Source organism: Rhodoferax sp. GW821-FHT09E07, assembly GCF_059416145.1.
In genome coordinates, this window is sequence record NZ_JBWKOP010000005.1 from 421799 (window position 1) to 435526 (window position 13728).

The window sequence follows — 13728 nt, forward strand, 5'->3', positions numbered from 1 at the left end:
CCATGGTCAGCCCCCTCTTAGCCAAGGCCGCGCCGTCGGGTCGCGAGATTGTCAACGTCACTCCCGAGCGTGCGGGCTGGACGCACGTGGGCTTCCGCGCCGTGCGCCTCGAAGCTCGTGATATCGAAATCGTAGCTACCGGCGCGCGTGAACTGTGCGTGGTGGTTCTTACAGGCTCTGTAGATGTGACGGTGGATGGCACCACCTATGCCAACCTCGGCACCCGCGACAGCGTGTTTGACGAAAAGTCTCCCGCCGCCGTCTATGTGCCCGCCGGCAAAACGGTCACGCTGCGCGGTGTGCGCAATGCCGAAGTCGGCCTGTGCACCGCACCCACCGACGCACAAGAGCGCACCGTGCGCGTCATCGACCCCACCAGCATGCGCCGCAGCGTGCGCGGCAAGGGTACCAACACCCGCTATGTGTGCGACATCCTGCCGCACGACGACCCCACGGCCGCCCACCTGCTGGTGGTGGAGGTCATGACCCCCGCCAGCCATAGCAGCAGCTACCCGCCCCACAAGCACGACGTGGAGCAGCCGCCTGTGGAAACATTGCTGGAGGAAACCTACTACCACCGCCTCAACCCGCCGCAGGGCTTTGCCTTTCAGCGCGTCTACACCGATGACCGCAGCATCGACGAGGCCTGCGCAGTGGAGAACCATGACGTCGTCATGGTTCCGCGCGGTTACCACCCGGTGGTGGCCCCGCATGGCTATGACTCGTACTACCTCAATGTGATGGCGGGCCCCAACCGCTTCTGGGTCTTCAAGAACGACCCGGCCCACGAATGGATGCTGGCCCCGGCGGCTGGCACCTGAACCTTTATTAGAAACACACTGCATGTCCCACGTAACTTCCATCGCCCACTACATCCACGGCCAGGTCACACCCGGCACCAGCGGCCGCGCCCAGGATGTCTTCAACCCCGCCACCGGCCAGGTCACCGGCTCGGTGGCCCTGGCCAATGTGGCTGAAGTCAACGCCTCTGTAGCATCCGCGCAAGCCGCTTTCCCCAAATGGGCGGACACGCCACCGATCCGCCGTGCGCGCACCATGTTCAACTTCCTGCAGCTGCTGAATGAACACAAGGACGCGCTGGCCCGTATGATCACCGCCGAGCATGGCAAGGTGTTCACCGATGCGCAGGGCGAAGTGTCCCGCGGCATCGACATTGTCGAATTCGCCTGCGGCATTCCGCAGCTGCTCAAGGGCGACTTCACCGACCAGGTCTCCACCGGCATCGACAACTGGACCCTGCGCCAGCCGCTGGGCGTGGTGGCGGGCATCACCCCGTTCAATTTCCCGGTCATGGTGCCGGCATGGATGTTCCCTGTGGCCATTGCTGCGGGCAACACCTTTGTGCTCAAGCCCAGCCCGATCGACCCGTCGCCCAGCCTGTTCATCGCAGACCTGCTGAAGCAAGCCGGCTTGCCGGATGGCGTGTTCAACGTCGTGCAGGGCGACAAAGAAGCCGTGGACGCACTCCTGGTACACCCCGATGTCAAGGCCGTGAGTTTCGTGGGCTCCACGCCCATTGCCAACTACATATTTGAGACCGGCGCCCACCAAGGCAAGCGCGTGCAGGCTCTGGGCGGCGCCAAGAACCACATGGTGGTTATGCCCGACGCCGATGTGGACCAGGTGGTGGACGCACTCATTGGCGCGGGCTACGGCTCTGCCGGAGAACGCTGCATGGCTATCAGCGTGGCCGTGTTGGTGGGTGATGTGGCCGACAAGGTCGTGCCCAAGCTGCTGGAGCGCACCAAGACGCTCAAGGTGCTCAACGGTACCAACCTGGCGGCCGAGATGGGCCCTATCGTCACGAAGGCTGCGCATACCCGCATCAGCGGCTATATCGACCTCGGTGTGCAAGAAGGCGCGAAGCTGCTGGCCGATGGCCGCGGCTTTGACGGCAACAAGGCCGGCGAGGGATGTGGTGACGGTTTCTGGCTGGGCGGCACATTGTTCGACCACGTGACCCCCGAGATGCGCATCTACAGGGAAGAAATCTTCGGCCCCGTGCTGGCCTGTGTGCGTGTGCCCGACTTTGCCAAGGCGTTGCAGCTCATCAACGACCACGAGTTCGGCAACGGCGTGGCCTGCTTCACGCGCGACGGCAACGTGGCGCGCGAATTCAGCCGCCGCGTGCAGGTGGGCATGGTGGGCATCAACGTGCCGATTCCTGTGCCCATGGCCTGGCACGGCTTTGGCGGCTGGAAGAAGAGCCTGTTTGGCGACATGCACGCTTACGGTGAAGAGGGCGTTCGCTTCTACACCAAGCAAAAGTCCATCATGCAGCGTTGGCCCGAGAGCATCGGCAAAGGCGCCGAGTTTGTGATGCCGACTGCAAAGTGAATGCAATCGCTATCAGTTAAATAGTTGGTAGCGGTCTTTTTCAAAAGACTGAATGAAGAAGGCATTTACGCTGAACTCATAGTCTCCGTTATTCATGCAATTTGAAGCCAAGTCTGATTGCGTCTTTGAACAAAATCGAACTTCCACTAAAGCCGTAAATACCCATAAGCAGGGCTTGCGTGGCGAGTGCGAGAAGTACCAGACTATCAGTTGGCAGACTGCATTGATGTACTGCAGTCTTGCCAGTTTTGTCGCAGTATTCTTGAAACATGCTTCCGAGATTCACGAGGAGAATTGGGGTGAGGCTGATTGCCCAAAGACGCCATTGGGCATTCACAAGCGCCCAAAACTGCGGAATCAAAAAACCAAGCAAGCTGAATCCTGAGTTAAGTCTCAACGCCCTGCCGTTTTCGTGCGTCATCGTATATTTTTTGAACACTAAAAGCCCCCTGCGCGTATCAATTGGGTTGGTTTCTGTTCACCATGTTTTGAAAGTTAGACGCTGGCTTGAGACTGAAAGCAGTCGTCTGGGTTATTTATAGGCTTGGAATTCCACTTCGGTCCCATCCTCATGCAAAACGCGCCCCCCGTCGTCTATGAATCCTCGCAATAAATCGAGCGCCAACGAGCTTGCAAGGCACAGTGAATGAAATGAGTCCACTCCGGCGATATCAGCTAAATTTTCATACAACGGTGTGAGCGAGATTGGGCAGGCCCAGTCATCGTGACCATTCTTCGTTCTGAGATATGGCACACCAATCTCAAGATGGATGGTAATTTTTTCCCCATTTGAGTGAATGCCGGAAAATTTAGTACTCGCTGAGATATTGTGCATTTTGAAGTTCCTTCCTTCTCAAAGAGATAGCTCTTTTCGAAGACCGCTTCCGCCGCAAAACAGTTATCCGTCACCCCTGCAATGGCAACTGCAAGCTGATCGTCAATCCATGCGGTAGCGTGGTGCGCGCTGTGGCGGTGCCGCGGTGGCGCTTGGCAATTTCGGCCACGATGGAGAGGCCCAGGCCGCAGCCGCCGGGCAGTTCGCTGGCGCGCCAGAAGCGTTCGAACACGCGCTCCAGATGTTCCTGCGTGAGGCCGGGGCCGTTGTCTTCTACTTCCAGAAAGCACCAACCGTCGCGCACCTCGGTGCGCAGCGTCACGTTGCTGCCCTTGCCCGCATAGCGCAGTGCGTTGTCGATGAGGTTGCTCAGCACCTCGCGCAGCAGCAGCTTGTCGGCGGGCACCACCACGCTGTCTTCGCCTTCGTAGCCGAGGTCTACGCCTGCGGTCATGGCGCGTGGCGTCCATTCGCGGGCCACCTCGCGTGCCAGTGCGGCGGCGTCTACGGGGTGCAGTGTCACCTCGGCCTCGGTACGCGCCAGGGACAGCAGCTGGTGCACCAAGTGGGCACTGCGCTGAGCGCCGGTGTGTACCTTGGCCAGACGTTGTTGCAGGGCCTCGGGGTCTTTTTCCTGCATGGCCAGTTCGGTCTGGCTGATGAGCCCGGCCAGCGGCGTGCGCAGCTGGTGGGCAGCGTCGTTCAGAAAGCGCTTTTCCTGGCTCAGGCTGCGGCGCAGCGTGGTCAGCAGTTGGTTCAGTGCGTTCGCCAGTGAATGCACCTCTTCGGGCGCCTGCGTCATCTCGATGGGCGAGAGGGATGCCGTGGTGCGGTGTGCCAGCTGCGCCTCCAGCCGTTCCAGCGGGGCCAGGCCGCGGCGTATGCCCTCATACACCAGCACGCTGAGCACGGCGCCCAGCAGCAGCAGCGGAAACAGCACATCGCGCACCAGTTCACGCGCAATGCGCTGCTGCACCACCAGGCTCTTGGCCACTTGCACACGCATGCGCTGGTCGGTAAAGCCATCGCCAAAACTCAGGTCCATGGTCGCCACGCGCATGGGCTTGCCGTCAAGCACCACTTCGTAGAGCCGTGGTTCGTTGTCGGGCATATAGAGGTCCGGCTGCATGGCGGGAATCTTGGTGTTGCCCAGCAAAAAGCTGCCCGGTGGTGAAGACACCATGTAAGCGACACGGTCGCTGGGGTCCTGCTCCATGATGTCCTGGGCGGCACGCGGGAAATCGATCAACAGACCCGAACCCAGCGGCTTGACCTGGCGCGCCAGTGAGCGCACCGATTGGGTGAGGGACTGGTCTATGGTTTTCTCGGCATAGGTCAGCGCCACGCGAAAGGCCAGCACCCCGCCCATGAGCCATAGCACCAACTGGGGCAGCAGCAGCCACACCAGTAGCTGGCGTTTGAGCGAGAAGCGGCCCGGCGCGCTCATGCGCCGTCGGTTTCGAGCATGTAGCCCAAGCCACGCACGTTGCGGATGTTCAGGCCGCTGTCGGACAGCTTGCGGCGCAGCCGGTGCACATAGACCTCCAGCGCGTTGGACCCCACCGCGGCGCCGTCTTGCGGCTGGGTTTGCCACACGGCCAACACGTCTTCACGGCCTACCACCTGGCCCATGTTGTTCACCAGCAGGGACAGCAAAGACCACTCGCGTTGTGTCAGGTCCATGGGCTCCTCGCCCAGCCAGGCCAGCGGCAGTACCGGGTCCAGGCGCAGGTTCGCGTGGGTGCTGCTCTGCACCTCCAGCGAGCCACCAAAGGCCGGCAGGCGCGAGCGGCGCAGCATGGCCTGCAGTCGGGCCAGGAGTTCGGCCATATTGAAGGGTTTGGTAAGGTAGTCGTCGGCTCCGGCGTTGAGGCCCTGCACGCGGTCGTCCACGCCGTCGCGTGCGGTCAGCACCAGTACGGGCAGGGCGGTCAGGCGCTGGCGTATCCAGTGCAGCACGCTGATGCCGTCAATCAGCGGCAAGCCCAGGTCCAGCACCACGCCGTCAAAGCGGTTGCCTTCCAGCAGGCTTTGGGCCTGCGCGCCATCGCTGGCGCTGCTCACGCTGTGACCGGCGTGGACCAGCTGCGCGCACAGGCCGTCGCGCAGCAATTCGTCGTCTTCAACAATCAGTAAATGGGCCATGGGCCGAGCATACCAAGGCAGCCGGTGCCGCAGGGAGGGGGAAAGCGCGCGGTTTACAGGCCAGCGGCAACCGCTTCGGTACGCGCCGCCTGGATCATTTGGCCTATTTTTGGACCGCTAGCCCCCGTGGATATTGCGCGGGCAGCTACCAAATCTGTAGCAACCGCCTGTGCGCGTTGCAGTGCCGCGGCCAGGCGGTCGGCTTGCGGATAGGGGGTGTCGGTCAGCCCCAGGCGGCCTTGGGCGTCGCACTGGCAGGCCTGCAGCACCTGGGCAAAGCGGCCTGGTTTGCGGAAGGCGTCGCAGCGTTCCAGCAGGCGCACTACTGCGGCGGCGTTGAGTTCCCCCGATCGGTGGATGTTGCCGTGCTCGCGCGCCACCACCTCGGCCAGTTCGGCGCAATCGGTGGGCAAGCGCAAGCGCTGACACACGGTCTTGAGCAGGCGCACGCTGCGCTCTTCGTGTCCGATGTGCCGGGGCAGTACATCGGCTGGCGTGGTGCCCTTGCCCAGGTCGTGACCCAGGCAGGCAAAGCGCACGGCCAATGGCGCGCCCAGCTGGGCGGCGCGGTCCAGCACCAGCATCACGTGCACGCCGGTGTCCACTTCGGGGTGGTGCTGAGGGCTCTGTAGCACGCCCCACAGGCGGTCCAATTCGGGGAGCAGGCGTGCCAGCGCGCCGCAGCTGCGCAACACCTCGAACATGCGCGCAGGCTGGACCTCCATGAGGCCGGTGGCCAGCTCCTGCCACACGCGCTCGGGCACCAGGTGGTCCACCTCGCCCTCGCTCACCATGGTCTGCATGAGTGCCGTGGTTTCGGGCGCCACGGTGAAGTCGGTGAAGCGGGCCGCAAAGCGTGCCAGCCGCAGGATGCGTACCGGGTCTTCGCGGAAGGCGGGCGTCACATGGCGCAACACGCGGTTCGCAATGTCGGCCCTGCCGTTGAACGGGTCCACCAGAGATTGAACATCAAACAGGCCATTGGCCCCCGTGAAATCTGCGCGAGTAGCTATGGAATTGATAGTAAGGTCACGCCGTGCCAGGTCCTCTTCCAGTGTCACGCCGGGCTCCGCGTGCACCGCAAAGCCGCGGTAGCCGGGGGCGGTCTTGCGCTCGGTGCGTGCCAGCGCGTATTCCTCTTTGCTGTGCGGGTGCAGAAAAACCGGGAAGTCGCGGCCCACTGCCACAAAGCCGGCATCCAGCATGGCCTGCGGCGTGGCGCCCACCACCACCCAGTCGTGGTCTTTCACCGGCAGGCCCAGCAGGGCGTCGCGCACGGCGCCGCCTACCAGGTAGGTCTGGCCAGGGATGGCAAGGGGCGTGCGCGCGGTGCTCATGGGTGTCTCATGGCGTCAGCCGGTAGGGCTCTTCAAAGTCCAGAAAGTCTTTTTCTGCCAGCGCCGCGTCGGTCCAGGCTTTCACGCCGGGCAGGGCCAGCACGCGGTCCACATAGGCGGCAGCCTTGGGCGGCAGCGGCAGGGCGTAGGTTTTCAGGCGCGTGCAGACGGGCGCGAAGTACGCATCGGCCACGCTGAACTGGCCAAACAGCAGCGGGCCGCCATACTGGTCCAGCAGACCTTCCCACATGGCGACCAAGCGTGCCACGTCGGTCCGCACGCCGGCCTTGTCGCGCCAGATCAGCGCACCTGCCTGGGCCAGGTTGGCCTCCACATTCATGGGGCAGTTGCCGCGCAGCGCGGTGAAGCCGGAGTGCATCTCGGCGCAGACGCTGCGCGCGCGGGCACGGGCCGCCTTGTCCTGCGGCCAGAGCTGCTTGTCGGGGTACTGTTCGGCCACGTATTCAGCAATCGCCAGTGTGTCCCACACAGCGAGATCGCCGTCCACCAGCAGCGGTACCTTGCCAGTGGGGGTGAGACTGCGCAAGGTGGCCTTGAACTGCGAGTCGTTGTCGAACGAGTCGAAGCGGACCATCACCTCGTCAAACGCAATGCCGGCCTGCTTCATCAGCACCCATGGGCGCATGGACCAGGAGGAGTAGTTTTTGTTGCCGATGTAGAGCTGGGGCATGGGGCACCTTGGTTGTGAACGGGTCTGCCATCGTAAAAGACCCCGGTATTTTCATTGATGAAAAAAAGGGCGCCCATTGATGAGGGCGCCTCCAGGGCCAGGTTCAGGGCAGTTCCAGACCGGGGTCGGGTGTGGAGGTGTCGCGGGGGCCCACGGTGCCCAGGCGCGCTTTCAGCGACTGGGGCTGGCCGGTGATGAGGGCGGCATACAGGGTGGTGTTGGCCAGCACCTTTTTCACGTAGTCACGGGTCTCTGTGAACGGCACGTTTTCGGCCCAGATGGCAGCCTCCAGCGTAGGGCTGCCAGTCTGTCCACGCCACAGGCGTGGCCGGCCGGGGCCCGCGTTGTAGGCGGCCGCGGCCATGGCCATGGAGCCGCCAAAGTCGTCCAGCACCAGCTTGAGGTAGCCGGTGCCGATGGCGATGTTGGTGTCGCGGTCGGTAATCTGGTGGGCCTGGAAGTCGGTGAGGCCAATCTTCTTGGCGGTCCAGCGCGCGGTGGCGGGCATGACCTGCATGAGGCCGGAGGCACCTACGCCCGACTTGGCGTCCATGATGAAACGACTCTCCTGGCGGATCAGGCCGTACACGTAGGCGGGCTCCAGGCCAATCATCTGGGTGCGGGCCATGACGGCCGACTTGAACGGCATGGGGAAGCGCTGTTCCAGGTCGATCAGTCCCTTGGTGCGTTCGCTGGTGTTGATGCAGCGGTCCCAGACCTCGTTTTTGCAGGCCAGGTCGGCGGCGGCCAGCAGACCGCGGTCGTCCATGCCGCCGCGTACGTGCAGGTTGGTGGTGTAGTTCCACTCGCGCACGCCCTCGGTGCGCAGGCCGATCTGGATGGCGTACAGCGCGCGTGCCAGGCCGGGGTTGGCTTTGGCCGTGTCTTTTTCTTCAGGGGTCAGGGGCAGGGGCCGGGTTGGGGCCACGACCTTGTAGCCCAGTTCTTCGAGTGCCAGCATTTCATAAAAGCCTTTGATGCTGGCAATGCTCTCCAGTGGGCGCAAGGCCTCGGTGCGGGCCACATCGGTGGTGGCGCGGGCCAGTTGGGCACGGGCACGCCAGTATACCCAGGCAGGGTCGTTGCGCAGCCCCTCTGGCATGGCGGCAATGGCGTCGGCCACCTGTGCCCAGCGACCGGCGCGCAGCGCTGCGCGTGCGGCCCAGACCAAGTGGTCTTCATGCATCTGCGCAAACTGGCCCTTGGCAAAGTAGCCCAGAGCATCGTCCGAAAGTTTTTGCGCCGCGCGCTTGCCAATCACGCCCCAGATCCAGCTGCGTTCCTCTTGGGTGAGCTGGGCTTTCCAGCGCAGTTTTTCCACTTCGACCGCGGCATCCAGTGGCTCCAGAAAGGCCTGGCGGATCAGCGCCAACGACACCAGTTCGCGCGTTTGCGGGCGCAGCGCTGTCAGCTTGTCGTTCAGGTATTTGCCGGGGTTCAGGTAAATGTTGTTGACGGTCTTGACCCAGTCCGGGTCCATCAGCCCCACGGCCTGGGTGGCAATGCGCAGTTTGTCGTTTTCCATGCCCAGGCGCGCACGCACCCAGGCGATATGCGGGTTGAGCTTTTTGTCCTTGATCAGTTGGCCCGCTGCGCTGGCACATGCATCGTCAGCATCCTTGAGCGCCAGCCAGTTGTCCTGCACGGCATTGGTGATGTCGGCGCCCTGGGTGGCATAGCTGGCGAACAGGCCATAGCAGCGTATCGAGCGGTCGTCGCTCATGCGGTACAGCGGGTACTCGCGGTTGAAGGTATCCCAGTCGCGATTGCGGCCCAGTTGCTGCAGCCATTCGGCGCGCAGCCGGTCTTCCTGGTAGGTGCCGCTGTGGCGGGAGAAAAAGTCCTGGATGTCGTTGGTGCTGGCATCGTCCAGCCGGGCCGAGAGTTCCCAGTAGGCGGCCCAGGGCTCCAGGGGGTGAGTGCGCAGCTGGGGCAGTAGTGCGGTGAGGCGTTTGCGGTCGCGCTGCTTGTAGGCTTGTGCCATGTCCAGCAGCACTTCATCGGCACGGGTGGGATCGCGGGGAAGGTCGCGCGCCTGCGCGTATGCTGGTGCGAGAACGGAGGACACCAACGCGCCGCTGAGCGCCAGGGATGTCAGAATGACTGAAAACTGCATGTGGGGATTATGGACAACTCAGACGATAGCAAAGCCGCACAAAAGAAAGCCCTTCGCAAGGTGCTTCTGGAACAACGCCTGAACCTGCCGGACCGCCTACAGCGGGCCGATCTTTTGCAGCGCGTGATGCGCATTTGGCTGGTGGGCCGGCCCGACGCCGTGATCGGTGCCTATTGGCCCATCAAGGGCGAATTTGACCCCCTGCCGGCACTGCACCGCTGGAAGGAAGATGGCGAGCTGATCGACCAGCCGCAGCCGCGCCGCATTGGCTTGCCCGTGGTGAACCGCGAACACAAGACGATGACCTTCCACGCCTGGTACCCGGGCTGCCCGATGGAAGAGGATGCCTATGGCATTCCCAAGCCCAAGGACACCGAGCTCATCGTGCCCACGCTGTTGTTTGTCCCCTGCGTGGGCTACAGCGCGGGTGGCTACAGGCTGGGCTATGGTGGTGGCTTTTACGACCGCATGCTGGGCAGCCTGGACCCCAAGCCCTTTACCGTAGGGCTGGGCTTTGGCACCGATTTTGTCGATGACTTTGAGCCTGAGCCGCACGACATGCCGCTGGACACCATCCTCAACGACCACGGGATTGTTTGGCCAATTTAGGTGCTGTAGTTTTTTTCTTGGCAGGCGCCTTGGCCCGGGGCGCGGGTTTCTTGGCCTGTAGCGCCGCTTCCAGGGCCAGCCGGGCCCAGGGCAGCATCAAGGCGGGGGACTCCATGGCATCTGCCGGGGCGCTGTAATAGTTGATACCGCGCGTGCCGGTCTTGGATCCGTAGCTGAAGCGTTCGCAACCCTCGGCCACAAAACGCGGTGCCGTTTCGTCATTCGCCTTGAGCCATAGGGTGTCGCCACCCCCCAGGTTGGCAAGGATGGCCACCGTGAGCCCGTCCACACTGATGCCCCAGCCACCAAACATGCGCTTGGCTACACAGGGACCCAAGCCGCTCAGCAGCTCACAGCAGTAGTCGGCGAAGTCGGGGTTCTGGATGGCCATGGTGTCGTCGGTGGGTTAGCTGCGCGCCATGAGCGCGCGGATATCGGCTTCGTAGCCTTGCAGGGTTTGTTGCAGCTTGTTGCGCTGGCTGGCGCTGGTGCTGTTGTGGAAGGCCGCAATGGCGCCGCAGGCCTGGGTGCGCATCCGGTCGGTGTACTGTTTGAACACCGGGTCAGGCGACTGCAGGCTGCGCGCCACCAGGGCACGTACTTCCGCCTGGACGTGGATGTCTGCTGCATTGCTGGCCCGCAGGGTGCGCAGGGTTTGCAGCACATCCTGCTGGCGGCGCAGGATTTCCCGGTACTGCAGGCTGGCGTCGAAGGCGGATGCGTCCAGCTGGCTTTGCAACAGTGCCCGCTGCTCGTCGCTCACGCGGCCATAAAAGCCTTCGGCGCGGTCCACCAGCTTTTTCAGGCGGCGTTCGTTGCGTTGCTCCGGCGTGCCGTCCAGCCACTCTTCGCGCCACTCGCGGTTGCGCTTGTCCAATGCGCGGGCCAGATGGTCCAGCTGTGTCGCGGTCAGGCTGGGCGCCAGCGCCACGGCGGTGGGCGCGGCCCGGTCCAGCACGGTTTGTATGCGTTCCTCCAGGTACGTGGAGAGTTTGCAGACCTGCTCTGGCGCCACAGGCTGGGGCGCGACGGTGTTGAGGTTCTTCAGGGTCTCGGCCAGTTGCGGCAGTTCGCCCTGGCGATGCCAGTCCTGCAGGCTGTGGAGGTCGTTGCGCAGCCGCACACTTTGGGCGCCGTCAAAATCGAAGTAGCCGTCCAGCCACCAGTAGGTGAAGTCGGGCGCGTTGTTGTAGGCCAAGCGCACGGCGCTGCAACCGCTCAGGCTCAACAGCCCCATGACCAGCCCGATAATGGCGCACCAGCGGCGGCCGTTGAAACGCAACGGCTGGCGGCTATCGTTTGGCAATGCAGACATCAGCAGGGGCATGTTGTGACTTCTAGTTTTCAGGTTTCCGGACAGAGTTCCGGGCAAATGGCTCAGCGCGCCGCTGTGGACGTGGTCATTATGGCGGCGGGCAAAGGCACGCGCATGAAGAGCAAGACCCCCAAGGTCCTGCACACGCTGGCCGGACGCCCGCTGCTGCAGCATGTGCTGGACACGGCCGCCCAGTTGCTGGCGCGTAAGGTGGTGGTCATCACCGGCCATGGTGCTATCGAAGTGGAAGCAGCTTGCGCAATGAATACGGGGGCTGCAGCCGATTTTGATTTGAATTTTGTGCGCCAGGAGCCGCAACTGGGTACGGGTCACGCGGTGCAGCAGGCCGTGCCTGCGCTGGCTGACGATGGTGTGGTGGTCGTGCTGTCGGGCGATGTGCCGTTGACCCAGCCCGACACCCTGTTTCACCTCATCACGGCCTGTGGCGGCGACAAGCTGGCGCTGCTGACACTGGAGCAACGCGACCCCACGGGCTACGGCCGCATCGTGCGGGCGGGCGACGCGGTGCAGGCCATCGTGGAGCACAAGGACGCGTCCGACGCACAGCGCCAGATTACCGAGATTTACAGCGGCATCATGGCCGTGCCCGCGGCCCAGCTCAAGCGCTGGCTGGCGCGCCTGGACAACCAGAATGCGCAAAAAGAGTTCTACCTGACCGACATCGTGAAATTTGCGGTGGCCGACGGGGTGGGGGTGGTGGCGCACAAGATTGACGACGCGGTGCAGGTGGCGGGCGTCAACAGCCCGGTGCAGCTGGCTGAACTGGAGCGTGCCTACCAGTTGCGCCAGGCCCACCGCCTGATGGAAGAGGGCGTGCGCCTGGCCGACCCGGCGCGCATCGATGTGCGCGGCGACCTGCTCTGCGCGCACGACGTGAGCATCGACATCAATTGCATTTTCCAGGGCCAGGTAAGCTTGGGCGAGGGTGTGTCCATCGGTGCCCACTGTGTGATTGCCAATGCGGTGATCGAGGCGGGTGCAGTAATCCATCCATTTACCCATATTGACGGCGAGAAATTGGGCGTAACCGTAGGTGCGGGCGCACTGATTGGCCCGTTTGCCCGGCTGCGGCCTGGTGCCAAGCTGGGTGCCGAGGTGCACATTGGAAATTTTGTGGAAGTGAAAAACTCTACGCTGGCCAAGGGCGCCAAGGCCAATCACCTGGCCTACCTGGGCGACGCCACAGTAGGCGAGCGTGTCAACTACGGCGCGGGCAGCATTACGGCCAACTACGATGGTGCCAACAAACACCGCACCGTCATCGAGGCTGACGTGCATGTGGGCAGCAACTGTGTGCTGGTGGCGCCAGTCACCATCGGCGCAGGCGGCACGGTGGGTGGTGGGTCCACCATCACCAAGAATACGGAGCCCGGCGCCCTGAGCGTGGCGCGTGGCAAGCAGGTGAGCATTGCCAACTGGACGCGGCCCGCCAAACAGCCCAAGGCCTGATTCCGTTTCGTATGTCCGACTCCCAGGAACGCATTACCGAACTGGAAGCTGAGCTCGCCGCGGCGCGGCGCGCGATGCACGATTTCACCTACGCGGTATCGCACGACCTGCGTGCGCCGCTGCGCCACATCGTGTCGTACGCGCACTTGGTACAGGAAGACGCGGGCCCACAACTGGATGCAGAGGTGCAGGGATTTTTGGCCACCATCACGGATTCAGCCAAGCATCTGGGCGCCATGCTGGACGCGCTGCTGGAGCTGTCGCGTATCGGCACGGCGCCTTTGCAGCCGGGAGCGGTGCCACTGCAAGCCTTGGTGCAAGACGTGGTGGCTGATGTAGAGCATGGCCATTCCAGCAATCCCATCGTATGGAAAATCGCGCCCGCCATGCCCACGGTGCAGGCGGATGCGGCCTTGCTGCGCCTTGCGCTGGCACAGCTGCTGGGGAACGCGGTCAAATTCAGCAGGTCACAGGAATCGCCCGTGATTGAGGTCGTGGCGTCTGTTGATGCCGGGACGGATGCTGTCGTGGTGACGGTGCGCGATAACGGTGTCGGTTTCAACATCGCCACCCTGGACGTCGCATTTCCCCCGTTTCAGCGTCTGCACCACAAGGCGCAGTTTGAAGGCCTGGGTATGGGCTTGGCCTGGGCTCACAAGGCGTTGCAGCGCGTGGGAGCTGGCTTGCAAATAGATAGCACCCCCGGAGACGGCTGCAAGGCATCGTTGATTGGCCTGTGCTCTGTAGTCGCCGGATAAAGCAAAAGGCCTGAGGGGTGATCTCAGGCCTTTTTGTTTGCGCGGTGTGCGCAAAGTGCAGTGGAGCAGGAGGCTTGAACCTCCTGGGCTGCTG

Annotated in this window: 14 protein-coding genes; 5 read left to right on the forward strand and 9 right to left on the reverse strand. The window is 63.2% G+C overall.

All coding sequences use genetic code 11. The features are described from left to right. The first annotated feature begins 2 nt into the window (after positions 1–2). Both iolB and AC07OE_RS12550 read left to right on the forward strand, forming a co-directional pair. Positions 3–821 carry a 5-deoxy-glucuronate isomerase gene (gene iolB / locus AC07OE_RS12545; RefSeq protein WP_495070893.1) on the forward strand — a complete coding sequence of 273 codons (819 nt, stop codon included), beginning with the start codon at positions 3–5 and terminating at the stop codon, positions 819–821. A gap of 22 nt (positions 822–843) precedes the next feature. Then, on the forward strand, positions 844–2358 hold the full coding sequence (locus AC07OE_RS12550; RefSeq protein WP_495070894.1) for a CoA-acylating methylmalonate-semialdehyde dehydrogenase: 1515 nt from the start codon (positions 844–846) through the stop codon (positions 2356–2358). Positions 2359–2446: 88 nt separating this feature from the next. On the opposite strand, the gene AC07OE_RS12555 is transcribed toward AC07OE_RS12550, so the two are convergent. The 7 genes from AC07OE_RS12555 to AC07OE_RS12585 all read right to left on the reverse strand — a co-directional run bounded on the left by AC07OE_RS12555 (position 2447) and on the right by AC07OE_RS12585 (position 9482). After that, positions 2447–2779 carry a hypothetical protein gene (locus tag AC07OE_RS12555; protein WP_495070895.1) on the reverse strand — a complete coding sequence of 111 codons (333 nt, stop codon included), beginning with the start codon at positions 2777–2779 and terminating at the stop codon, positions 2447–2449. Positions 2780–2890: 111 nt separating this feature from the next. Further along, on the reverse strand, positions 2891–3193 hold the full coding sequence (locus AC07OE_RS12560; RefSeq protein ID WP_495070896.1) for a hypothetical protein: 303 nt from the start codon (positions 3191–3193) through the stop codon (positions 2891–2893). A gap of 70 nt (positions 3194–3263) precedes the next feature. Further along, positions 3264–4640: a sensor histidine kinase gene (locus AC07OE_RS12565; RefSeq protein WP_495070897.1), complete on the reverse strand. Its 1377-nt coding sequence runs from the start codon at positions 4638–4640 to the stop codon at positions 3264–3266. Continuing rightward, a complete protein-coding gene (locus tag AC07OE_RS12570; protein ID WP_495070898.1) occupies positions 4637–5338 on the reverse strand; it encodes a response regulator transcription factor in 702 nt (233 codons plus the stop codon). The genes AC07OE_RS12565 and AC07OE_RS12570 overlap by 4 nt, the downstream gene beginning before the upstream one ends. Positions 5339–5391: 53 nt before the next feature. Then, entirely contained in the window at positions 5392–6675 is a 1284-nt protein-coding gene (locus AC07OE_RS12575) for a multifunctional CCA addition/repair protein (RefSeq protein ID WP_495070899.1), read from the reverse strand. Between the two features lie 7 nt (positions 6676–6682). Continuing rightward, the gene (locus AC07OE_RS12580; RefSeq protein ID WP_495070900.1) at positions 6683–7366 is read right to left on the reverse strand and encodes a glutathione S-transferase family protein; all 684 of its coding nucleotides are present in this window, start codon (positions 7364–7366) and stop codon (positions 6683–6685) included. A gap of 103 nt (positions 7367–7469) precedes the next feature. Beyond that, entirely contained in the window at positions 7470–9482 is a 2013-nt protein-coding gene (locus AC07OE_RS12585) for a lytic transglycosylase domain-containing protein (protein WP_495070901.1), read from the reverse strand. 9 nt (positions 9483–9491) lie between these two features. Here AC07OE_RS12585 and AC07OE_RS12590 point away from each other — a divergent pair, with 9 nt between their 5' ends. After that, complete coding sequence (locus AC07OE_RS12590; RefSeq protein ID WP_495070902.1) at positions 9492–10091, forward strand: 5-formyltetrahydrofolate cyclo-ligase; 600 nt, start codon at positions 9492–9494, stop codon at positions 10089–10091. On the opposite strand, the gene AC07OE_RS12595 is transcribed toward AC07OE_RS12590, so the two are convergent. Both AC07OE_RS12595 and AC07OE_RS12600 read right to left on the reverse strand, forming a co-directional pair. Continuing rightward, positions 10060–10482 carry a TfoX/Sxy family protein gene (locus tag AC07OE_RS12595; RefSeq protein ID WP_495070903.1) on the reverse strand — a complete coding sequence of 141 codons (423 nt, stop codon included), beginning with the start codon at positions 10480–10482 and terminating at the stop codon, positions 10060–10062. The two genes, AC07OE_RS12590 and AC07OE_RS12595, sit on opposite strands and share 32 nt — an antisense overlap. A gap of 15 nt (positions 10483–10497) precedes the next feature. Then, entirely contained in the window at positions 10498–11406 is a 909-nt protein-coding gene (locus AC07OE_RS12600) for a DUF6279 family lipoprotein (protein WP_495070904.1), read from the reverse strand. Between the two features lie 57 nt (positions 11407–11463). On the opposite strand from AC07OE_RS12600, the gene glmU reads away from it, so the two are divergent. After that, positions 11464–12876 (forward strand): bifunctional UDP-N-acetylglucosamine diphosphorylase/glucosamine-1-phosphate N-acetyltransferase GlmU, encoded by a 1413-nt coding sequence (glmU, locus tag AC07OE_RS12605; RefSeq protein WP_495070905.1) that lies wholly within the window; start codon positions 11464–11466, stop codon positions 12874–12876. Between the two features lie 11 nt (positions 12877–12887). Beyond that, on the forward strand, positions 12888–13634 hold the full coding sequence (locus AC07OE_RS12610) for a sensor histidine kinase (RefSeq protein ID WP_495070906.1): 747 nt from the start codon (positions 12888–12890) through the stop codon (positions 13632–13634). The last annotated feature ends 94 nt before the right edge of the window (positions 13635–13728 follow it).

Bases quoted from the DNA above. Each gene is read 5' to 3' on its own strand.
- iolB (WP_495070893.1), top strand. From the start codon at position 3: ATGGTCAGCCCCCTCTTAGCCAAGGCCGCGCCGTCGGGTCGCGAGATT.
- AC07OE_RS12565 (WP_495070897.1), bottom strand. From the start codon at position 4,640: ATGAGCGCGCCGGGCCGCTTCTCGCTCAAACGCCAGCTACTGGTGTGG.
- AC07OE_RS12575 (WP_495070899.1), bottom strand. From the start codon at position 6,675: ATGAGCACCGCGCGCACGCCCCTTGCCATCCCTGGCCAGACCTACCTG.
- AC07OE_RS12595 (WP_495070903.1), bottom strand. From the start codon at position 10,482: ATGGCCATCCAGAACCCCGACTTCGCCGACTACTGCTGTGAGCTGCTG.
- AC07OE_RS12590 (WP_495070902.1), top strand. From the start codon at position 9,492: ATGGACAACTCAGACGATAGCAAAGCCGCACAAAAGAAAGCCCTTCGC.
- AC07OE_RS12580 (WP_495070900.1), bottom strand. From the start codon at position 7,366: ATGCCCCAGCTCTACATCGGCAACAAAAACTACTCCTCCTGGTCCATG.
- AC07OE_RS12555 (WP_495070895.1), bottom strand. From the start codon at position 2,779: ATGACGCACGAAAACGGCAGGGCGTTGAGACTTAACTCAGGATTCAGC.
- AC07OE_RS12610 (WP_495070906.1), top strand. From the start codon at position 12,888: ATGTCCGACTCCCAGGAACGCATTACCGAACTGGAAGCTGAGCTCGCC.
- glmU (WP_495070905.1), top strand. From the start codon at position 11,464: ATGGCTCAGCGCGCCGCTGTGGACGTGGTCATTATGGCGGCGGGCAAA.
- AC07OE_RS12560 (WP_495070896.1), bottom strand. From the start codon at position 3,193: ATGCACAATATCTCAGCGAGTACTAAATTTTCCGGCATTCACTCAAAT.
- AC07OE_RS12600 (WP_495070904.1), bottom strand. From the start codon at position 11,406: ATGTCTGCATTGCCAAACGATAGCCGCCAGCCGTTGCGTTTCAACGGC.
- AC07OE_RS12585 (WP_495070901.1), bottom strand. From the start codon at position 9,482: ATGCAGTTTTCAGTCATTCTGACATCCCTGGCGCTCAGCGGCGCGTTG.
- AC07OE_RS12550 (WP_495070894.1), top strand. From the start codon at position 844: ATGTCCCACGTAACTTCCATCGCCCACTACATCCACGGCCAGGTCACA.
- AC07OE_RS12570 (WP_495070898.1), bottom strand. From the start codon at position 5,338: ATGGCCCATTTACTGATTGTTGAAGACGACGAATTGCTGCGCGACGGC.